Annotated in this window: 14 protein-coding genes; 11 read left to right on the top strand and 3 right to left on the bottom strand. The window is 63.4% G+C overall.

The genetic code is table 11. The features are described 5' to 3' along the window. Nucleotides 1–44 precede the first annotated feature (44 nt). On the bottom strand, nucleotides 45–1,499 hold the full coding sequence (locus tag B3H64_RS07755) for an N-acetylmuramoyl-L-alanine amidase family protein (protein ID WP_286734246.1): 1,455 nt from the start codon (nucleotides 1,497–1,499) through the stop codon (nucleotides 45–47). A 305-nt stretch (nucleotides 1,500–1,804) separates the two neighbouring features. On the opposite strand from B3H64_RS07755, the gene larE reads away from it, so the two are divergent. The 10 genes from larE to B3H64_RS07705 all read left to right on the top strand — a co-directional run bounded on the left by larE (nucleotide 1,805) and on the right by B3H64_RS07705 (nucleotide 14,098). After that, nucleotides 1,805–2,548, top strand: coding sequence for an ATP-dependent sacrificial sulfur transferase LarE (gene larE / locus B3H64_RS07750; protein WP_286734243.1), 744 nt, complete (start codon nucleotides 1,805–1,807; stop codon nucleotides 2,546–2,548). A 12-nt stretch (nucleotides 2,549–2,560) separates the two neighbouring features. Then, entirely contained in the window at nucleotides 2,561–3,325 is a 765-nt protein-coding gene (gene larB / locus B3H64_RS07745; RefSeq protein WP_050618541.1) for a nickel pincer cofactor biosynthesis protein LarB, read from the top strand. A 22-nt stretch (nucleotides 3,326–3,347) separates the two neighbouring features. Continuing rightward, nucleotides 3,348–4,643, top strand: coding sequence for a nickel pincer cofactor biosynthesis protein LarC (gene larC, locus B3H64_RS07740; RefSeq protein WP_286734239.1), 1,296 nt, complete (start codon nucleotides 3,348–3,350; stop codon nucleotides 4,641–4,643). Between the two features lie 13 nt (nucleotides 4,644–4,656). After that, entirely contained in the window at nucleotides 4,657–6,264 is a 1,608-nt protein-coding gene (locus B3H64_RS07735) for an ABC transporter substrate-binding protein (RefSeq protein WP_414653482.1), read from the top strand. A gap of 34 nt (nucleotides 6,265–6,298) precedes the next feature. Next, nucleotides 6,299–7,291 carry an ABC transporter permease gene (locus B3H64_RS07730; RefSeq protein WP_286734237.1) on the top strand — a complete coding sequence of 331 codons (993 nt, stop codon included), beginning with the start codon at nucleotides 6,299–6,301 and terminating at the stop codon, nucleotides 7,289–7,291. Then, the gene (locus B3H64_RS07725) at nucleotides 7,288–8,112 is read left to right on the top strand and encodes an ABC transporter permease (protein ID WP_286734235.1); all 825 of its coding nucleotides are present in this window, start codon (nucleotides 7,288–7,290) and stop codon (nucleotides 8,110–8,112) included. The genes B3H64_RS07730 and B3H64_RS07725 overlap by 4 nt, the downstream gene beginning before the upstream one ends. A gap of 12 nt (nucleotides 8,113–8,124) precedes the next feature. Beyond that, the gene (locus B3H64_RS07720) at nucleotides 8,125–9,063 is read left to right on the top strand and encodes an ABC transporter ATP-binding protein (protein WP_349676167.1); all 939 of its coding nucleotides are present in this window, start codon (nucleotides 8,125–8,127) and stop codon (nucleotides 9,061–9,063) included. Further along, the gene (locus B3H64_RS07715) at nucleotides 9,060–9,674 is read left to right on the top strand and encodes an ABC transporter ATP-binding protein (protein ID WP_286734233.1); all 615 of its coding nucleotides are present in this window, start codon (nucleotides 9,060–9,062) and stop codon (nucleotides 9,672–9,674) included. Before B3H64_RS07720 ends, B3H64_RS07715 begins: the two co-directional genes overlap by 4 nt. A 158-nt stretch (nucleotides 9,675–9,832) precedes the next feature. Beyond that, a complete protein-coding gene (gene feoB / locus B3H64_RS07710) occupies nucleotides 9,833–12,274 on the top strand; it encodes a ferrous iron transport protein B (RefSeq protein WP_286734231.1) in 2,442 nt (813 codons plus the stop codon). A gap of 342 nt (nucleotides 12,275–12,616) precedes the next feature. After that, entirely contained in the window at nucleotides 12,617–14,098 is a 1,482-nt protein-coding gene (locus B3H64_RS07705; RefSeq protein WP_050618533.1) for a carbon starvation CstA family protein, read from the top strand. 74 nt (nucleotides 14,099–14,172) lie between these two features. Here B3H64_RS07705 and B3H64_RS07700 read toward each other — a convergent pair whose 3' ends face one another. Continuing rightward, complete coding sequence (locus B3H64_RS07700) at nucleotides 14,173–15,117, bottom strand: AEC family transporter (RefSeq protein WP_286734228.1); 945 nt, start codon at nucleotides 15,115–15,117, stop codon at nucleotides 14,173–14,175. A 139-nt stretch (nucleotides 15,118–15,256) separates the two neighbouring features. Here B3H64_RS07700 and sigK point away from each other — a divergent pair, with 139 nt between their 5' ends. After that, nucleotides 15,257–15,949 (top strand): RNA polymerase sporulation sigma factor SigK, encoded by a 693-nt coding sequence (gene sigK, locus B3H64_RS07695; RefSeq protein ID WP_050619596.1) that lies wholly within the window; start codon nucleotides 15,257–15,259, stop codon nucleotides 15,947–15,949. 65 nt (nucleotides 15,950–16,014) lie between these two features. Here sigK and B3H64_RS07690 read toward each other — a convergent pair whose 3' ends face one another. Continuing rightward, the gene (locus B3H64_RS07690) at nucleotides 16,015–19,596 is read right to left on the bottom strand and encodes an Ig-like domain-containing protein (RefSeq protein WP_050618531.1); all 3,582 of its coding nucleotides are present in this window, start codon (nucleotides 19,594–19,596) and stop codon (nucleotides 16,015–16,017) included. Nucleotides 19,597–19,693: the final 97 nt, after the last annotated feature.

The raw sequence follows: 19,693 nt of genomic DNA, 5'->3' as shown, positions 1-19,693 counted from the left end.
AAAAGGGGCCGGGATGGGATATCCCATCCCGGCCCTTCCTGCCGTTAGCGAAGCCCGTTTAAGTAGGTGACGATGCCCTCGGCGATGCCCTGGGCCAGCTTATCCTGATAGCCGTCGTCGATGAGGTCCATCAGTTCGTCATGGTTGGTCATGAAGCCCATCTCCACCAGCACCGCGCACATCTCGGTTTCCCGCAGCACCACGAAGTCGGCGCTTTTGATGCCCCGGTCGATTCCGCCCGTAAGACGGGTCAGCGGAGTCTGGATGGCCTGTGCCAGCCGGGCGCCCCGTCCGCTGGAAGGGTGGTAGTAGGTGTAGATGCCGGAGAAGTCCGAGTAGTTGGGGGCGGCGTTGGAGTGGAGGGAGACGAAGAGATCGGCCTCCACGGCGTTGGCGATGTCGGCCCGCTCATAGAGCCCCACGTCCGCATCTCCGGTCCGGGTCATCACCACATTGTAGCCATATCCCCGGAGGATGGCCTGGAGCTTTTTGGATACCGACAGGTTGATGGTCTTTTCCGCAATGCCCTCGTATTGGGCGCCGGTGCGTCCGCCGCCGTGGCCCGGGTCGATGACGATGGTGGAGCGCTGGGGGTCGATGGGGGCGGTGGGGATGTAGTCGGGCTCCGCCCGGTCGGGGAGGGAAGTGGTGAGCAGTACGCCGTTGTCCTGGACCTCCACCGTCACATTTTCCCGATAGGTGATGCCGTCCCTCAGATCCAGCACTACCCGCACGGTATGGGCATAGTCCGGGTAGAGGTCGTCGCCGTGGTCGGCGTAGCGGACGGCGGAGATGAGCTCATTGTCCACCGTGATTCGGCCGGGGAAGCCGGAGGAGAGGGCGGCCCCCTTTATATCCACTACCACCCGGTCCCCCAGGTCCAGCACCTGGTAGTCCGGCTTGTGGTTGGTGGTGATGAGGACCGTCTGGGCATTGGCGTCGGCCTGGATGTCGGTGACCTGAAGGGCAGGGCGCACGGGGGCCTGACCGGCGGGGGAGGTGAGAAGGGCGCTATAGGTGGCCTGATTCCAGTCCACCCGGGCGCCCAACTGTTCGGAGACGAAGCGGAGGGGGACCGTGGTCCGGTCCATTCCCTGGTAGCGGACCACCGTGGCGGGCACCCCGTCGGGGAGGGGGAGGCTCTGTCCATTGACCAGGGCCTGACTGCTGCCCAGGGTGAGGACCACCGTGTCCGTCCCCCGCTTCAGGATCACCTGACCGGTTTCCTGCACCCAGAGGACCTCGGCGGCCAGGGCTTCGGCCACCAGACGGACGGGCACCAGCGTGCGTCCGGCCTGCACCAGAGCGGGCACGTCGCCGGAGAGGGGGGCGCCGTCCAGGGTGAGCGTCACCACGTCGGCCTGGACGGACTGATAGCGCCCCGCGGCATGGTCGTAGAGGTCCACGGAGATGGTGCCGTTGGGCCCGGCGGCCCCCGCAGTCCGCAGAGAGGCCAGCAGGACCAAGGCCAGCAGCAGGGCGGTGAATGGCTTTTTCATGAGCGTGCTCCTTGCCGTGTATGGGAAGTTTGTCCTCTTTATTCTACGGGGTCCGACCGTCTTCGTCAATGGAAAAGGCTCCCTGACGGAGGCCCGGCCCTCTTGACAGCCGCCCCAACTGTTGGTAAAATGACAACAGCAGAGCGTCAGAAGGCGTCCTGGGGTCCAGAAGGGCCCGGTGTCCCCGCACTTTTTCCATACCGATCAACGACGGGCGCAGGAAAGAAGCCTGCGCTGCGGCCAGAAGGCATACCAGGGATGGTGTGCTCTTTTTTTGTCCTTTTGACGCGCAAGGAGGAAAAAACATGACGCTGCAAGCCTTTTTCCAGGCCAACCCGCGGGCGGCCCTGGCCTTTTCCGGCGGGGTGGACTCCGCCTACCTGCTGTGGGCGGGCAGGCACTGGGGCTGTGACCTGACGGCCTACTATGTCCGCACGGCCTTCCAGCCGGAATTCGAGTACGAAGACGCCAGGCGCCTGGCGGAGGAGGTGGGGGTCCCCCTGCGGGTGGTGGAGGCGGATATTCTATCCGTTCCCCTGGCTGCCGCCAACGGGCCGGACCGCTGCTACCACTGCAAGCGGGCCTTGTTCGCCCTGCTGTGGGAGGCGGCCCGCCGGGACGGTCACACCCTGCTGCTGGACGGCACCAACGCTTCGGACGACGCGGGGGACCGGCCGGGCATGCGGGCCCTGCGGGAGCTGGAGGTCCGCTCTCCCCTGCGGGAGTGCGGGCTCACCAAGGCGGAGATCCGGGCACAGTCCAAGAAGGCGGGGCTCTTTACCTGGAATAAGCCCGCCTATGCCTGCCTGGCCACCCGCATCCCAACGGGCACGGCCATCACGGCTGGGGATCTGGAGCGGGTGGAGGCGGCGGAGGGGGCTCTGTTTGCCCTGGGCTTCACCGACTTCCGGGTGCGGCTGTTGAGCGGCGCGGCCCGCATCCAGCTTCCAGCCGACCAATGGGACCGGGCATCGGAGCAGCGGGAGGCCATTCGTAAGGCGCTGAGTCCCCGGTTTGACGCGGTGCTGCTGGACCTGGAGACCCGATAGGAGGTGGGGCGCATGGACAACAAGCATGAGATCCTGGAGCTGCTGCGGGCGGTAGCGGATGGAACGGCCACTCCGGAGGACGCGCTGCTGGAGCTGAAGCGCTCTCCCTTCGAGGACCTGGGCTACGCCAAGGTGGACTTCCACCGCAGCGTCCGGCAGGGAGCGGCGGAGGTCCTCTACGGGGCCTCCAAAACGGCGGAGCAGATCCTGGGCATCGCCCGGGCCATGGGGGAGCGGGGCTGCCGCAACATCCTCATTACCCGCATGGACGCAGAGAAGGCGGCCATCGTCTCCGCCGGGGTGGAGCTGGAATACCACCCGGAGGCCAGACTGGGCATCGCCTTTCCGGGCGACCGGCCGGCGCTGGGCTCCATCGTGGTGTGTACCGGCGGGACCAGCGATATGCCGGTGGCCGAAGAGGCGGCCCTCACCGCCGAGGCCATGGGCAATCACGTCACCCGGTTGTACGACGTGGGCGTGGCCGGGCTCCACCGGCTGCTGTCCAGCCTGGACGTGCTGATGCGCGCCCGGTGCGTAGTGGCGGTGGCGGGCATGGAGGGAGCGCTGGCCTCCGTGGTGGGCGGCCTGGTGGACTGCCCCGTGGTGGCCGTTCCCACCAGCGTGGGCTACGGGGCCAGCTTCGGCGGCCTGTCTGCCCTGCTGGCCATGCTCAACTCCTGCGCCTCCGGGTGCAGCGTGGTCAACATCGACAACGGCTTCGGCGCGGGGTATCTGGCCAGCATGATCAATCAGATGGAGGGCCTGAAGGCCGACTAACGACAGGAAGGGACGGAAAGTCATGAAGACTTTGTATTTGGAGTGCAACATGGGGGCGGCCGGGGACATGCTGATGGCGGCGCTCTATGAACTGCTGGACGATCAGGCGGGCTTCCTCCGCACCATGAACGGCCTGGGGCTGCCCGGCGTGGCAGTGGAGGCCCAGGCGGCGTCCACCTGTGGCATCGCAGGCACGCATATGGCTGTGACGGTCTGCGGGGAAGAGGAGGAGAGCCATGACGAGGGGCATTCCCACCACGCCCATGCACACGAGCATGTTCACGCGCACGCTCACGACCATGCCCACTGCCATGACCATACCCACGAGGGGCCGGGGCATTCTCATGACCACGGCCATGGGGGCCACCACCACGCGGCTTTGACCGATATCCGGGGCCACATCGCCGCCCTGCCCCTGCCCCAGGCGGTGCGGGACCGGGCAGTGAGCGTCTACGACCGGCTTGCCGCAGCCGAGGCCCGGGCCCACGGCTGCCCGGTGGACCAGGTCCACTTCCACGAGGTGGGGGCCCTGGACGCGGTGGCCGACGTGGCAGGCGTGTGCTACGCGCTCTCCCTTCTGAAGCCCGAGCGCATCGTGGTCTCCTCCGTCCATGTGGGCAGCGGCATGGTCCGCTGCGCCCATGGCATGGTGCCGGTGCCCGCCCCCGCCACAGCCGCCCTGCTGGAGGGCGTGCCCTGCTGGGGCGGGGAGATTCAGGGCGAGCTGTGCACCCCCACAGGGGCGGCCCTGCTCACGGAATTTGCCGATTCCTTCGGGCCCATGCCCGTTCTGTCCATCCAAAAGACCGGCTACGGCGTGGGGAAAAAGGAGTTTGGCCGCGCCAACTGTGTCCGGGCCTTTCTGGGGGAGATGGTGGAGTCCGCCGGCCCCAACGGGGAGATCGTGGAGCTGGTGTGCAACCTGGACGACATGACGCCGGAGGCCCTGGCCTTTGCCAGCGCCCGTATTCTGGAGCTGGGGGCTCTGGACGTGTATACCCTCCCCGGCCAGATGAAAAAGGGGCGGCCCGGCTGGGTGCTCACCGCCCTGTGCGAGCCCGACCGGGAGTCCCAGGTGGCGGTGGCTATCCTGAAGCACACCGCCACCAACGGTCTGCGGGCCCGACGCTGCGTCAAGTATTTCCTGGCGCCCCGGACGGAACGCGCGGAGACCCGATGGGGGAGCGTTCGGGTCAAGCGGGCGGAGGGCCTCGGCATTGTCCACGCCAAGCCGGAGTACGACGACGTGGCTGCCGTCGCCCTGGAACATGGCCTGTCCTTTGAAGCGGTATGGAAAGAAGTCTTATCTCAATTATAAGGAGAAGAGGAACTTGGAGAGAATTTGCAGTCTTGTATTATCCGGTTTGTTGGCGGTCTCCGCCCTGACCGGCTGTCAGAGCGGGGGGGCATCCCCTTCCGCCGCCCAGCCCGCCCCCTCCCAAACGGGGGAGGAGAAGGACGCGGTGGTCATCGTGATGAACATGGAGTCAGAGCCCGAGGCGGGCTTTGACCCGGCCTACGGGTGGGGAGCGGGGGAGCACGTCCATGAGCCCCTGATCCAATCCACCCTCACCGTTACCAATCCCGACCTGACCATTGGCTACGACCTGGCCACCGACTGCGCCGTCAGCGACGACGGCCTGACCTGGACGGTGCGGATCCGGAACGACGTGACCTTTACCGACGGGGAGCCCCTCACCGCCGCCGACGTGGCCTTTACCTACAACACAGTGAAAGCGTCCAGCTCAGTCAACGATTTTACCATGCTCGCCTCTGCCGAGCCGGTGGACGACGCCACGGTGCGGTTCCATATGACCAGGCCCTACTCCATCTGGCCCTACACCATGGCCATCGTGGGCATCGTGCCCGAACACGCTTATGACGCCGCCTCTTACGGCCAGGCCCCCATTGGCTCCGGCCGGTACATCCTGAAGCAGTGGGACAAGGGCCAGCAGGTCATCTTCGAGGCCAACCCCGACTACTACGGCGAGGCCCCGAAAATGAAAAAGGTCACCGTCCTCTTCATGGAGGAAGACGCCGCCTTCCTGGCGGTGAAGGCGGGGCAGGCCGATCTGGTTTACACCTCCGCCACCTACGCCGATCAGGCCCCGGCGGGCTACAGCCTGCTCTCCTGCGAGAGTGTGGACAACCGAGGGATCAACCTGCCCGCCGCCCCCGCCGGAGACGGCGTAGGCAACGACCTGACCGCCGACGTGCTGGTCCGCCGGGCCATCAACCTGGGTGTAGACCGGCAGGAGATGATCGACAACGTTCTGAACGGCTATGGTACCCCGGCCTACAGCGTCTGCGACAAGCTGCCCTGGTATAACCCCGCCTCCCAGGTGGAGTACGACCCCGACGCGGCGGCGGCCCTGCTGGACGAAGCGGGCTGGCGCATGGCGGACGGCGGCGTGCGGGTCAAGGACGGCGTCCGGGCGGAGCTGAACCTCCTGTATCCCAGCAGCGATTCCGTCCGGCAGGCCCTGGCGGCCGACCTGGCCAACCAGCTCAGGGAGCTGGGCATCGCGGCCTCCATCGAGGGAGTGGGCTGGGACACCGCCTATGACCGGGCCCGGTCCGAGCCCCTGATGTGGGGCTGGGGGGCCCACACCCCCATGGAGCTCTATAACATCTATCACACCATCGGGGACACGGGTTCTGCGGAGTATTCCCCCTACGCCAGCGCGGCGGTGGACGCTTATATGGACGAGGCCCTGGCCTGCGGCGATTTGGAGGAGTCCTACACTCTGTGGCAGAAGGCCCAGTGGGACGGCGTCACCGGTGTCACCGGTGAAGGGGACTGCCCCTGGGTGTGGCTGGTCAACGTCAACCACCTGTACTGGGTCCGGGACGGTCTGCAGGTGGCGGCACAGAAGATCCATCCCCACGGCCACGGCTGGTCCATCGCCAACAACGTGGACGCCTGGTCCTGGGCCTGAGGGCCATTTTGAGCGGAAGAGGAAGTGACGCGAGATGAAGCACCGGCTGCAATTCGCGGGGAAGAAGCTGCTGCGTATGGCGCTGCTCCTGCTGGGGGTGAGCCTGACGGCCTTCCTGCTCATGTCCGCCTCTCCGCTGGACCCGCTCCGGACCAACGTGGGACAGGCCGCGCTGGGGGCCATGAGCCCCGAGCAGATTGCCAAGCTGGAGGACTACTGGGGGGTGAACACTCCGCCGGTGGAGCGCTACCTGGGCTGGCTGTCCGATTTCGTTCGCGGGGACCTGGGCACTTCGCTGCTCTACCGCCAGCCGGTGACCCGGGTGGTGGGCCAGCGGCTGCAAAATTCCCTGTGGCTGATGGCGGCGGCCTGGGTGCTGTCCGGTGTGCTGGGCCTGGCTCTGGGCGTGGTCGCGGGGGCCTGCCGGGGCAGGCTGCCGGACAGGCTCATCCGGGGCTACTGCCTGCTGATCTCCAGCACCCCCGCCTTTTGGCTGGCCCTGCTGCTTCTGATGATCTTTTCGGTCTGGCTGGGGGTGCTGCCCATCGGTCTGTCCGTCCCCATCGGAACGGACGCCGCCGCCGTGACCCTGGCCGACCGGCTGCGCCACGCCGTTCTGCCCGCCCTCACCCTCAGCATCACCGGCGTGGCCGGCATCGCCCTGCACACCCGGGAAAAGATGTGCGATGTTATGGATTCGGACTATGTCCTCTTTGCCCGGGCGCGGGGGGAGAGCAGGGCCGCCATCGTCCTGCGGCACGGCCTGCGGAATGTGGCCCTGCCCGCCCTCACCCTGCAATTCGCCTCCATCAGTGAGATCTTTGGCGGCTCCGTGCTGGTGGAGCAGGTCTTTTCCTACCCCGGCCTGGGCCAGTGTGCCGTGACGGCGGGGTTGGGCAGCGACCTGCCCCTGCTGCTGGGCATTACGGTGGTCAGCGCCGCCATCGTGTTCGGCGGCAATCTTGCGGCCGACCTGCTCTACGGGGCGGTGGACCCCAAGATCCGAAGGGGGGCAGCCCGGACATGAGCAATTTCAACCGGCGAAAGCGCACGGTGGCCCTGCTGTGCCTCTGCGCCGTACTCCTGACTGCCGTGGCGGCGGCGGGGCTGCTGCTGGCCGGAGAGGCTATGACCACCGACTTTTCCCGCAAGAACCTGCCCCCCTGCGCCGGGCACCTCTTCGGCACCGACTGGATGGGGAGGGACATGCTCGCCCGCACCCTCACCGGGCTGTCCCTCAGTATCCGGATCGGGGTGCTGACGGCGGCGGTCAGCGCCGTGGTGGCCCTGATCCTGGGAACGGCTGCCGCCACTCTGGGCCGGTGGATGGACGCCGCCGTATCCTGGCTCATCGACCTGGTGATGGGTATTCCCCACATCCTGCTGGTGATGCTCATCTCCCTGGCCTGCGGCAAGGGCTTCGCCGGCGTGGTGGCCGGCGTGGCCCTCAGCCACTGGACCTCCCTGGCCCGGGTCCTCCGGGGGGAGGTGCTCCAGCTCCGGGAGGCTCCCTACGTCCGGGTGGCGGAAAAGCTGGGCCGCAGCAGGCTCCAGATCGTCAGGCGGCATCTGCTGCCCCACCTGCTGCCCCAGTTCCTCACCGGACTCATTTTGCAGTTTCCGCACGCCATCCTCCACGAGGCCAGCATCACCTTTCTGGGCTTCGGTCTGTCGCCGGAGCAGCCCGCCATCGGGGTCATCCTGTCGGAGAGCATGCGCTACCTCACCACCGGCAAGTGGTGGCTGGCCCTGTTTCCCGGCCTGGCTCTGGTGGGGACGGTGGTGCTCTTCGCCGTGATGGGGGAGCATCTCCGCCGCCTGCTGGACCCGGCCAGCCTGCATGAATAGGGAGGGATGGACATGACAATGCCGGTCTTGGAGGTGGAAGGGCTGTCCATCTCCTTTACCCAGTACGACAAGGGTGTTCGGCAGCGGAGCCTCCCCGTCATCCGGGACCTGGACCTGACCATCCGGCCGGGCCAGGTGGTGGCGGTGGTGGGCTCCAGCGGCTCGGGCAAAAGCCTGCTGGCCCATGGCATCCTGGGCATCCTGCCCTACAACGCCCGCCAGTCGGGCAGCATCCGCTACCGGGGCGAGCCCCTGACGCCCCGGCGGGCGGAGGAGCTGCGGGGCCGGGAGATCGTCCTCATCCCCCAGTCGGTGGGCTATCTGGACCCCCTGATGCAGGTGGGGCCACAGATCCGCAAGGGGCGGCGGGACCCGGCCTCCCGGGCGCGGAGCCGGGAGATCCTGGGCCGCTATCACCTGGGGAGCGAGGTGGAGGCGCTCTATCCCTTCGAGCTCTCCGGCGGTATGACCCGGCGGGTGCTCATCTCCACCGCCGTGGTGGAGGCCCCTTCTCTGGTTATCGCCGACGAGCCCACGCCGGGTCTGGACCCCCGGTCTCTGCACCATATCATGGACCACTTTCGGGAGATTGCCGACAGCGGGGCGGGGCTGCTGCTTATCACGCACGATCTGGAGGCCGCCCTGGCCATTGCCGACCGGGTGGCGGTCTTTTACGCGGGGGAGACCATCGAGGAGGCCCCGGCCTCGGATTTCGCGGCGGAGGAGACCCTCCGCCACCCCTATACTCGGGCCCTGTGGCGGGCCATGCCCCAGCACGGCTTTCAGCCCATCCCCGGGGCCCAGCCCTACCCGGGCGCGGCGCCGCAGGGCTGTCCGTTTTTGCCCCGATGCCCCCGCCGGACGGCGGAGTGCGGAAGTGCGGTGCCCTACCGGCCGGTGGAGGGCGGCTTTGTCCGCTGCCTCCACCCGGAGAGGGGGGCGGGGGCATGAGCCTGGAGGGAAAGGCTCTGTCCTTTGGCTACCGCCGGAAGGACCGGGCGGTGCTGGACCGGGTGAATCTGATCCTGAAGCCGGGGGAGCGGCTGGGGCTGACCGCCCCCAGCGGCCGGGGCAAGACCACCCTGTGCAAGCTGCTCGCCGGCTATGAAAAGCCGGACGGGGGAGAGGTGCTGCTGGACGGCCGGCCCCTGGCGCATGGGCGGGGCTACTGCCCTGTGCAGATGATATGGCAGCACCCGGAGACGGTAGTGGACCCGCTGATGAAGCTGGGAGACACCCTGGCTGAGGGCTGGCCAGTGGAGCAGCGGGTGCTGGACGGACTGCACATCGAGCCGGGCTGGCTGGAGCGCTATCCCACGGAGCTCTCCGGCGGAGAGCTCCAACGGTTCTGCATAGCCCGGGCTCTGGGGCCGGCGACCCGGTTTCTCCTGTGCGACGAGATCTCCACCATGCTGGATCTCATTACCCAGGCCCAGATCTGGAACTTTCTGCTGGAGGAGGCGGCGCGGCGGGAGCTGGGCCTGCTCATCGTCAGCCATACGCCCGCCCTGCTGGAGCGGCTGTGCACCCGGATCCAGCCTTTGGACCCAAGCCCTGTGTGAAATCCAGCGGCAGGCCGCGCGGCGGAACAGAATCCGCCGTGCGGCCATTTCCTTTTTTTCAGAAAATTTGCTCTGCCCCTTGTAAAGGGTGTGGGGATGCAGTATAATACCACAGCAGAAAGTTAAAAGAGACTAACAAATGGAAGGTAATGAGACCGATGACGGAAGTGAAACACAGCGCCGGGACCCTGGTGGAGGTGGCTCCCGGCGAGCGCGCGGTCATCCTTGCGGTGGGAAATGAAAAGGGGCCTGTGAAGCGCCGGCTGGTGGATATGGGGCTGACGCCCGGCACTCTGGTGACGGTGCGGAAGATCGCCCCCTTCGGGGACCCCATCGAAGTGAACCTCCGGGGCTATGAGCTCTCACTGCGCAAGGAGGACGCGGGCCAGATCACGGTGTGTCCTCCTGCCCAGGCCCCGGGCTTGGGCAGGAGCCGGTACAAGGGAATGGTCCAGCACATCCCGGATGAGGCCGCTCTGCGCCGCATGAGCGCCGACCACGCCCATGAGGAGGCGGAGCACGGCGGCACGCCGGACTATGCCAGCCACGATACCCGGGAGATGAAGCTGGCCCTGGTGGGCAATCCCAACTGCGGCAAAACCACCCTCTTCAACGCCCTCACCGGCTCCAACCAATATGTGGGCAATTGGCCCGGCGTGACGGTGGAGAAGAAGGAGGGCCGGGCGGAGGTGGACGGCAAGCCGGTGACGGTGGTGGACCTGCCGGGCATCTATTCTCTGTCCCCCTACTCCATGGAGGAGATCGTGGCCCGGGACTTCATTGTGGGGGAGCACCCCGACGCCATCATCAATATCATCGACGCCACCAACATTGAGCGGAACCTGTATCTGACGGCCCAGCTTTTGGAGCTGGAGCGGCCCATGGTCATCGCCCTCAACTTTATGGACGAGGTAGAGAAGCGGGGGGACAAAATCGATCTGGAGCGGCTGTCGCGGGCTCTGGGGGTGCCCGTCATCCCCATCACCGCCCGGACGGGGAAGAATATCCAGACGCTGCTGGAGGTGGCCCACAACCAGATGCATGTGGGGGTGACGGTGGAGCCCGACGACCTCTACGACGACTACACCCACGCCATCCACCATCGGGTGGGGGAGCTGGTCCACGACCGGGCCTACGCCGCCGGCCTGCCCGCCCACTGGACGGCGGTCAAGCTGCTGGAGGGGGATGCCCTGGTGGAGAAGGCCCTGGACCTGACCCGTCCGGAGCGGGAGAGGCTGGAATCCATCTGCCGGGAGTATGAGGGGGCTTACGCCCTGGGCGACCGGGAGACCCTGGTGGCCGACAGCCGCTACCGCTTCATCCAGGATGTGGTCCAGCTTGCGGTGAAGCGGGGCCAGCCTCACGGGTCCCTGACCCTGTCGGACCGGATCGACTCCATCGTTACCCACCGGTTCCTGGCCGTGCCGGTCTTTTTCCTGATGATGCTGACCATGTTTGCCCTGACCTTTGGTCCCGGCCAGCTCCTGGCCGACGGGGTGGATACGCTGATCGGCGGATATTTCGCCGATTTTGTCCGCTCGGTGCTGGCCGCCTCCGGAGTAGCCCCATGGGTGGAGGCCCTGCTGGTGGACGGCGTGATTGCGGGGGTGGGGGGCGTGCTCACCTTCCTGCCCCAAATCGCCATTTTGTTCCTGTTTCTCTCCTTCCTGGAGGACTCCGGCTATATGGCCCGGGCCGCCTTTATCATGGACCGCCTGCTGCGGCGCTTTGGCCTAAGCGGCAAGGCCTTTATCCCTATGCTGATGGGCTTCGGCTGCACGGTGCCCGCCGTCATGGGGGCCCGCACCATGGAAAATGAAAAGGACCGGCGCATGACAATCATGCTGGTGCCCTTTATGTCCTGTTCGGCCCGGCTGCCGGTCTACGGCCTGCTCACCGCCGCCTTTTTCCCCCGATATGGCGGTCTGGTGGTCTTTTCTCTCTACATCACCGGCCTGGTGTTCGCCATCCTGTCGGGCATCATCCTCAAAAAAGTTGTCTTCAAAGGCGAGCCCGCCGCCTTTGTGCTGGAGCTGCCCCCTTACCGCCTGCCCACACTGAAAAACATCTCTCTCCATGTGTGGGAGAAGGTGCGGGGCTTTCTGGTGAAAGCGGGCACCCTGATCCTGGCCATGAGCGTGCTGCTCTGGTTCCTTCAGTCCTTCGGCTTTGAGGGCGGCCGCTTCGGCATGGTCAGCGATGAGGCCGGCTCCCTGCTGGGTACGCTGGGTTCCTTCCTTGCCCCGGCGCTCAAGCCCCTGGGCTTCGGCACCTGGCAGGCGGCGGTGGCTCTGCTGTCCGGTCTGATCGCCAAGGAGATGGTGGTCTCCTCCATGAGCATGTTCTACGGCTTCTCGGTGACCGCCAGCGGTGCCGCCATCGCCGGAGCCCTCTCCGGTACCTTTCAGACCCCACTGGCCGCCTATTCCTTCCTGGTGTTCGTGCTGCTGTACGTCCCTTGTGTGGCGGCGGTATCCACGATCCGCAAGGAGATGAACTCCACCGGGTGGACCCTGGCCTCCATCGCTTGGCAGATCGGCGCCGCCTATCTGGGCTCGCTGCTGGTCTATCAGGTGGGCAGTCTGCTCCTGTGGCTGTGAGGAAACGGTATGAAATATATCATCTATCTGGCCGTGGGCGTCCTGGCGGTGTGGGCCGTGTGGTATGTGATCCGCCATGTCCGGCGCCAGCTCCGTGGTGAGTGCGGCTGCGGGGGAGGCTGCGCGGGGAACTGCTGTGCCTGCAAAAAAAGTTGCACAAAAAGAGAGCGAAATTCCTCCCCAAAATAATTGGTGCTACCGCTTGACTCCGAGGCACTTTTGCTTATAATAAAAAGACGCCAAGGGCGGCAGACGAAAGTCGTTAGGCTTTCGTTTGCCGCTTTTTACCTTTCGCCAAGGCCCGGAGAGAGCGGACTTGGAAAATACAGAGGAGGAACCCATATGATCACCTTTTTTGCCTGTCTGGTGCTGTTGCTGGTTGGTTTTTTCACCTATGGCAAGCTGGTGGAGAAGGTATTCCGGATTGATGACCGGCCTACCCCTGCCGTAGCGCACCCGGACGGAGTGGACTTCGTCCCCATGAAGACCTGGCGCATTTTTCTGATTCAGCTTCTAAACATCGCCGGACTGGGGCCCATCTATGGTGCGCTGGCCGGTGCCTGCTGGGGGCCTGTGGTCTACCTGTGGATTGTGTTCGGAACCATCCTGGGTGGCGGCGTCCATGACTTTCTGTCGGGTATGATGAGTGAACGCCACGACGGCGCGTCCATCTCTGAGATTGTGGGCATGTACCTGGGCAAAGTGATGAAGTTCGTCATGCGAATCTTTTCGGTGGTCCTGCTGGTGATGGTGGGCGTCAACTTTTCGGTGGGTCCCGCCAGGCTGATTAGCCAGCTCATTAGCGAGAGCTTTGGTGCGTCTCTGCCCCCGATGGTGCTGTCCACTACCTTCTGGCTGGTTTTGGTGCTGCTTTACTACCTGCTGGCGACCTTCCTGCCGGTGGATAAGATCATTGGCAAGGTGTATCCGTTTTTTGGTATCTGCCTCATCATCATGGCAGTGGGCATTGCAGGCATGCTGATCCTCAAGCCGGAGTACAGCATGCCCGAGCTGTGGGAGTCCATGGGCATCGTCCACCCCGAAGGCCTGCCCAAATGGGCCATGATGTTTGTCACCGTGGCCTGCGGCGCCATCTCCGGCTTCCATGCCACCCAGTCTCCCATGATGGCCCGCTGTATGACCAGCGAGAAGGAGGGCCGCACAGTATTCTACGGGGCCATGGTAAGCGAGGGCGTCATCGCTCTGATCTGGGCCGCGGCCGGTGTGACCTTCTATAATGGCGTGGGCGCTTTGGATGCGGCCATCAACGCCATGGGTCAGGGTGGGGTGGTTTACCAGATTTCCACCACCCTGATGGGTTCCGTGGGCGGTGTGCTGGCCATGATTGGTGTCATCGCCTGTCCCATCACCTCCGGCGACACTGCCTTCCGTTCCGCCCGGTTGACCATCTCGGATTGGTTTCACATCGACCAGTCCAACGTGGTCAAGCGCGCCGCCCTGTCCGTCCCCCTGCTGGCTGTGGGCGCATTCATCGCCACCAGCCTGGATTTCAATGTCCTCTGGCGGTATTTCTCCTGGTCCAACCAGACGCTGGCCATGCTGGTGCTGTGGGCCGGAGCGGTATTCCTGCACAAATACGGCTTCCCGGCGATGTGCAGCCTGATGGCCGCGCTGCCAGCCACCTTTATGTCAGCCGTCTCGGTTACGTACATCCTTCAGGCGGAGGAGGGCTTCCGGCTCTCCACCTCCATCGCCTATCCGGTGGGGCTCGTGTGCGCCGGGCTGTGTCTGGGCATCTTTGTCTGGCGTACCCTGATCGTCCACAAGGGCGACGTGCTTAAGCCCGTAGCGGACAATGCCTGAGGCCCCTGTTTGGAGCCGCTTTTCCCTGTGTAAAGACGGGCGGGACCCAATTGGGTCCCGCCCGTCTTCTGTATTCAGATGAGCGCAAGCTGTCGCAGAAGATAGAGCCAGCCGGTGAAGGTGAAGGCGCTGAGGATGGTGGTGAGCATCACCGTACTGGAGGTCAGGGTGCCTTCATGTCCCATGCTGCGGGCCATGCTGAAGCAGCTCACGGTGGTGGGGGAGGCCAGCATGATGAGCATGCCGACCAGCAGCTCGCCCCGGCAGCCCATCAAGACGGCAATGGGAAGGAAGACGGCGGCGAAGAGGATGAGCTTGAAAGCGCTGCACACCAGGGTGGGCCGGAGGCAACTGGCGGCCTTTTTGAGGTCGATGCAGGCGCCCAGAGCGACAAGTCCAAGCGGGGTGGCGGTGGCGGCGAAGCTGGAGACAGTCCGCTGGAGGATGACCGGCTGCGGGATGCCCAGCACAGACCAGAGGAGCCCTGCGAAGATTCCCAGGATGATGGGATTGGTAACGATGCCCCACAGGGTCTTGCCCACGGTTTTCCGATCCAGTCGCCCGCCCTCTGGGGAGAGCAGGGTGAGGACCACCACGGCGGCCACGTTGTAGAGGGGGACGGCGCCGATGAGGACGAGAGCCAGAGGGCCGGTGTCGCCATAGATGTTCTGGAGCAGCGCGGCGCCCAGCAGGGCCTGGCTGCCCCGATAGCCAGCTTGGATAAACTCCGCCCGAAGGGAGCGCTTTTGCAGCAGGAGGGAAATGGCGGCCATGATGAGAATGGAGAGCAGGGAGACCACGAAGCAGAACAGGATCATGCTGCCATTCCAGACCGTTTGAACATCTGATGTGGAAAGGCTTTGAAAGAGCTGTACTGGCAGCGCGGCCTTAAAGACAAAATTGTTCATCCGATCTGCAAAACGGTCGTCAATGAGACAGATTTTATGGAGAAAGTAGCCGGCGACCATCAGCAGAAAGACCGGCATGGTGGCATTGAGGCTGAACATCAGATTTTCCATATGTATCGCTCCCGTCTGAGCAAGTCATAGCTATCAATTTAGCACGGTAAGAGACGAAAGTCAACGTAAAGGCGCAGGGTATAGGACGTGCAGCGGCTGGAATAGAGTAAAGGAGTATGAGAACTTGGAGGTGGCAGCCATGCTTTCAGCCTGGATCTTGCTGATGCTCAACAGCCTGTTTTTTTCTCTGCGTTTGTCCGATGGGGGAGGTTCTTTCCCCAGGCCGCTGAAGGCTGAGGAGGAGAAGCGGTATCTGGAGCGCTATGCCGCCGGGGATATGGAGGCCCGCAACGTGCTAATCGAACACAATTTGCGCCTGGTGGCGCATATCATAAAAAAATACTACACCCAGACCGGTAGCCAGGACGATCTGATTTCCATCGGCACCATAGGACTGATCAAAGGCATCAGCACCTTCAAGCCGGATAAAAACGTGCGTCTAGCCACCTATGCCTCACGGTGCATCGAAAATGAGATTTTGATGCATTTCCGCTCACAGAAGAAGCTGCAGGGAGAGGTCTCCCTGTCGGATACATTGGATTCCGATGGTGAGGGGAATGCCCTGTCTCTGATGGATGTCATCAGCGTGGACGACGATATGCTGGAGAACTTGGACGCCCGGGACTCCTGTATCCAGGTGCGAAAGCTGGTGGAGGAATGCTTGGAGGAGCGGGAGAAGATGATCATTACCATGCGGTATGGCTTGGACAATAAGCCTCCGCGGACCCAGCGGGAGATCGCCGCTGAGAGCGGCATCTCGCGCTCTTATGTATCCCGTATTGAGAAGAAAGCGCTGAAAAAGCTCAAGGACGCTATGGACGGTGGTATCTGAAAAAAGCGTCAGGCGGGCGTTCCGTTTGGAACACCCGCCTGACGCTTTGGGGGAAAAGCAAACAGTCACAGGGTCAGGACCCGATGGAGGATCACAGCCATCTCCGCACGGGTGAGAGAGCCCTTGGGGTTGATCCTGCCGGTATTATCACCCTGGATAATGCCCGCCTGAATCAGCGCGGCCACGGCACCCTTGGCATAGCTGGAGACCGAGCTGCCGTCGGAGAAACGATCCAGATAGGAGTTGGAGGCGTCTGCAATGGAGCGGCCGGTGCGGCTCATGGTCCGCTGGAGGAGTACCATAGCGTCCTCACGGGTGAGGGCGGCGGTGGGGTTGAACTTGCCGTTGCTTCCCTGAGCGATGCCCATGGCCTTGGCGGAGGCAATGGCCTTGGCATAATAGCTGTTGGCAGGCACGTCGGAGAAGTTGTCGCTGCCGTAATCGGCAAAGCTGAAGGCGCGGGACAGCATGAGGACAAAATCACCGCGGGTGATATTACCGGAGGGGCCATAGGTAGTAGAGGTAGTGCCGGTGGTGACCTTGCTCTCGTAGAGGAAGTCCACGGAGGGAGCCGCCCAGCCGTATTTGCCCATATCGGTGAAGTGGGAGGAGGCGCTGGGAGGCGTCACAATGATCTGGACATGCCCAGTGAAGGTGCTGCCGTTCTTATCGGTGCCGGTATAGGTGAAGTGGACAGTGCCCTTATATCCGGCCTTAGGGACAAAGGTTACATTGTCTATGCTGGAGCCGGAGCTCACACCGTAGGAGGTGCCGCTGCTTACCGTGCCGCCATAAGAGGTGGGGCTGGCGTAGCTGTAATAGAGGCGTCCGGTGCTGGCGTCGGGCAGGTTGAACTTGACACTGGTGAGAGCCGCGCTGCCGCGGGCGGAACAGGCCGCAGAAAAGTCGCTGCCGCGGAACTTGACCGGAGCATACCCGGTGGTATAGCTGACCACAGACGCGTCTTTGATGGTGCTGTACTGAATGACTACCGTGCCGGAGATGGACTTACCGCTGGTGCTTTTGCCGCTGAAGTCGATGCTCACGCTGCCGGTGACGGACTTGGCAGGCACAAAGGTGACGTCCTCCAGGTAGGGACTGCTGGAGCGATAGTAGCTGGTGGAGGAGGTAACCTTCTTTTCGCCGCTCTGATCGTATTTGTAATAAAGGGTGCCCTTACTGGAGGAGGGGAGGGTAAACTTCACGTAGTCCAGATTGGAGCTGGTCTCGTCTTTGCAGAAGGTGTTGAAATCACTGCTCTTGAAGGTAACCGAGGCGCCGGTGGCGGCGGTGTAGGTGATGTCGCCGGAGGCGCTTGTTCCCACATAGATCTTCAGGGTGCCGGAGAAGGTCTCGTCGCCGGTGCTCTTTCCGGTAAAGTCGATGGAGACGGTCCCGGTGTAGTTCTTGGCGGGGACGAAGGTGACGTCCTCCAGGGCAGGACTGTCGGAGCGATAGTATTTGGTGGAAGAAGTGACCTCCTTTTCCCCGCTCTTATCGTACTTATAATAGAGGGTGCCTTTGCTGGAGGAGGGGAGGGTAAACTTCACGTAATCCATGGAGGAGCCGGTCTCGTCTTTGCAGTAGGAGTTGAAGTCGCTGTCATCAAAGGTGACGCTTTCGTTTTTATCCACGGTGTAGGAGATGCTCTGGCTGGACTTGGAGATGGTGATGGACACGGTGCCGGAGAAGCTGGCATTTTTGGAGTTCCGGCCGGAGAACTCGATGGAGACCGTACCGGACCAGTTCTTGGCGGGCACAAAAGAGAGGTCCTCCAGGGCGGGGGAGTCGCTGTAGTAGAATTTGTCGGAGGAGGAAATCTTCTCCTCACCGCTCTTGTCATACTTGTAGTAGAGGGTGCCCTTGCTGGAGGAGGGGAGGGTGAACTTCACATAGTCCAGCGTGGAGCTGGAGGTGGTCTTATCTTTGCAGTAGGAGTTAAAATCGCTGCGGCTGAAGGAGACCGGCTCGTTGAGGCCAGTGGTGTACTTGATGTCGCCGGAGCTCTTGCTGATGGTGATGACGATCGAACCGGTAAAGGAGTTGCCCTTGGTATCGTAACCGGTGTAGGAGAAGGTGGTCTCGCCGGAGGCGTCGGAGTCGGCCAGGAAGGAGACCTTAGAGAGATAGGACTTGCTGGAGCTGCCGGCATAGTAATAGGAGGTGCTGGTGGAGACCTTCTTGTCGTAATCCCCACTGTCGTAGTTATAGCAGAGCAGACCCTTTGAAGTGGAGGAAGCGGAGAATTTGACATAGCTCAAATCGTATCCGGTGGCGTCCTTGCTGGCGTCATTGAAATCGGAGCGGGAGAGATTGACCGCCTCACCGGCCTTGACGGAATAGGTGATGTCGTCTGTGCCGGAGGTGACGGTGACGGAGCAGGTCAGGGATCTCGTGCTCTTGTCCGCATAGGTGATGGTGGCGGTGATGGTAGCTTTGCCGCTGGCCTTACCGGTGACGGTGCCGCTGGAGCTGACCGTGGCCACGGTGGTCTTGCTGCTGCTCCAGGATACCGTGGCACCAGAGGCAAGGTCGTTCACAGATAGGGTGCTGGTCTTTTTCACTCCGATGGACAGGCTGCCCTTATTGAGAGAGGGGGACTTGACTGTTACCTCGCATTTGAGCTCGGTGCCGTTGACAGAGGCGGTGATGGTAGCGGTGCCGGCGGCCACGGCGGTAATTTTACCGTTGCTGTCTACCGAAGCCACGGTGGTCTTGCTGCTCTTCCAGGTGACGGAGGCGCCGGAGGGGGCGTTGGTCACGGACAGAGTCTCCGAGTCCTTCAGGGACAGAGTGAGGGAGGACTTGCTGAGGGCGGTGGTACCCGTCGCTTCCGAGACGGTGACCTCGCAGGCGGCGGATTTCTTCTGCCCCTCGACCTCGATGGAGGCGGTGATGGTAGCGGTGCCCTTGGCCACGGCGGTGACTTTGCCGCCGCTTACTGCGGCGATCTTATCGTCGCTGGAGGTCCAGGAGACTGCCTGGCCTTCGGGGACAGTTGCAACGGCCAGGGTGTTGGATTCCCCGACGATCAGACTGAGCTTGGTGGGGGCCACGGTGATGCTGGCGGCGGGCATTTCCTGGGCGGAGACCTTGACTTCACAGGTAGCCTCCTGATCTCCAGCCTTGGCAGTGATGGTGGCCGTGCCGGGCCCAACGGCGGTGACTTTGCCGTTGTCCACCGTGGCAACGTTTCTGCTGCTGGTTTCCCATGTCACGGTGGTGTCGGCGCCCTCATCGGCGGTGACCTCTGGGCTGAGGATCTCGGTGTCCCCAACGGTCAGGTCCAGCGTGTCAGGGGAGAGCGTGATGCCAGTGACCTTCGGGTCTGCGGGTTCCTCCACAGTGACCGAACAGGTATCGACGCTATCGCCTGCCTTGGCGGTGATGATGGCGATGCCTTCCGATTTGGCGGTGACGGTGCCGCTGTCATCCACGGCGGCGATGTCTGCGTTGTCGCTGCTCCATTCGATGTCTACCTCCTCGGAAGTAGCGATCAGAGCCTCGGTATCGCCGATTTTCAGGGTGAGTTTTGTTTGCTCAATGATATCCTCGCCCTCGGCGGCGAATGCGGCGGGCATCAGGCCTGCAACCAGGGCCAGCGCCAGAACTGCGGACAGAAAACGGGACAGTTTTTTCGGTTTCATAGAAACGGCTCCTTCCAAACTCCTGTGATAGGGCGGCGAATATACCACTCCTACATCTACAACGATTATAGACGTAAAAACATGACAAATGGTTTCC

This window comes from Intestinimonas sp. UBA1698, from assembly GCF_002320075.1.
In the GTDB taxonomy this organism is placed as follows: domain Bacteria; phylum Bacillota; class Clostridia; order Oscillospirales; family Oscillospiraceae; genus Intestinimonas; species Intestinimonas massiliensis.
Note: the sequence above shows the minus strand (reverse complement) of the source record. Positions and strands in the feature narration are given on the sequence as shown.

Coding starts and splice junctions, on each gene's coding strand:
- B3H64_RS07755 (WP_286734246.1), bottom strand. CDS start 1,499: ATGAAAAAGCCATTCACCGCCCTGCTGCTGGCCTTGGTCCTGCTGGCC.
- larE (WP_286734243.1), top strand. CDS start 1,805: ATGACGCTGCAAGCCTTTTTCCAGGCCAACCCGCGGGCGGCCCTGGCC.
- larB (WP_050618541.1), top strand. CDS start 2,561: ATGGACAACAAGCATGAGATCCTGGAGCTGCTGCGGGCGGTAGCGGAT.
- larC (WP_286734239.1), top strand. CDS start 3,348: ATGAAGACTTTGTATTTGGAGTGCAACATGGGGGCGGCCGGGGACATG.
- B3H64_RS07730 (WP_286734237.1), top strand. CDS start 6,299: ATGAAGCACCGGCTGCAATTCGCGGGGAAGAAGCTGCTGCGTATGGCG.
- B3H64_RS07725 (WP_286734235.1), top strand. CDS start 7,288: ATGAGCAATTTCAACCGGCGAAAGCGCACGGTGGCCCTGCTGTGCCTC.
- B3H64_RS07720 (WP_349676167.1), top strand. CDS start 8,125: ATGACAATGCCGGTCTTGGAGGTGGAAGGGCTGTCCATCTCCTTTACC.
- B3H64_RS07715 (WP_286734233.1), top strand. CDS start 9,060: ATGAGCCTGGAGGGAAAGGCTCTGTCCTTTGGCTACCGCCGGAAGGAC.
- feoB (WP_286734231.1), top strand. CDS start 9,833: ATGACGGAAGTGAAACACAGCGCCGGGACCCTGGTGGAGGTGGCTCCC.
- B3H64_RS07705 (WP_050618533.1), top strand. CDS start 12,617: ATGATCACCTTTTTTGCCTGTCTGGTGCTGTTGCTGGTTGGTTTTTTC.
- B3H64_RS07700 (WP_286734228.1), bottom strand. CDS start 15,117: ATGGAAAATCTGATGTTCAGCCTCAATGCCACCATGCCGGTCTTTCTG.
- sigK (WP_050619596.1), top strand. CDS start 15,257: ATGCTTTCAGCCTGGATCTTGCTGATGCTCAACAGCCTGTTTTTTTCT.
- B3H64_RS07690 (WP_050618531.1), bottom strand. CDS start 19,596: ATGAAACCGAAAAAACTGTCCCGTTTTCTGTCCGCAGTTCTGGCGCTG.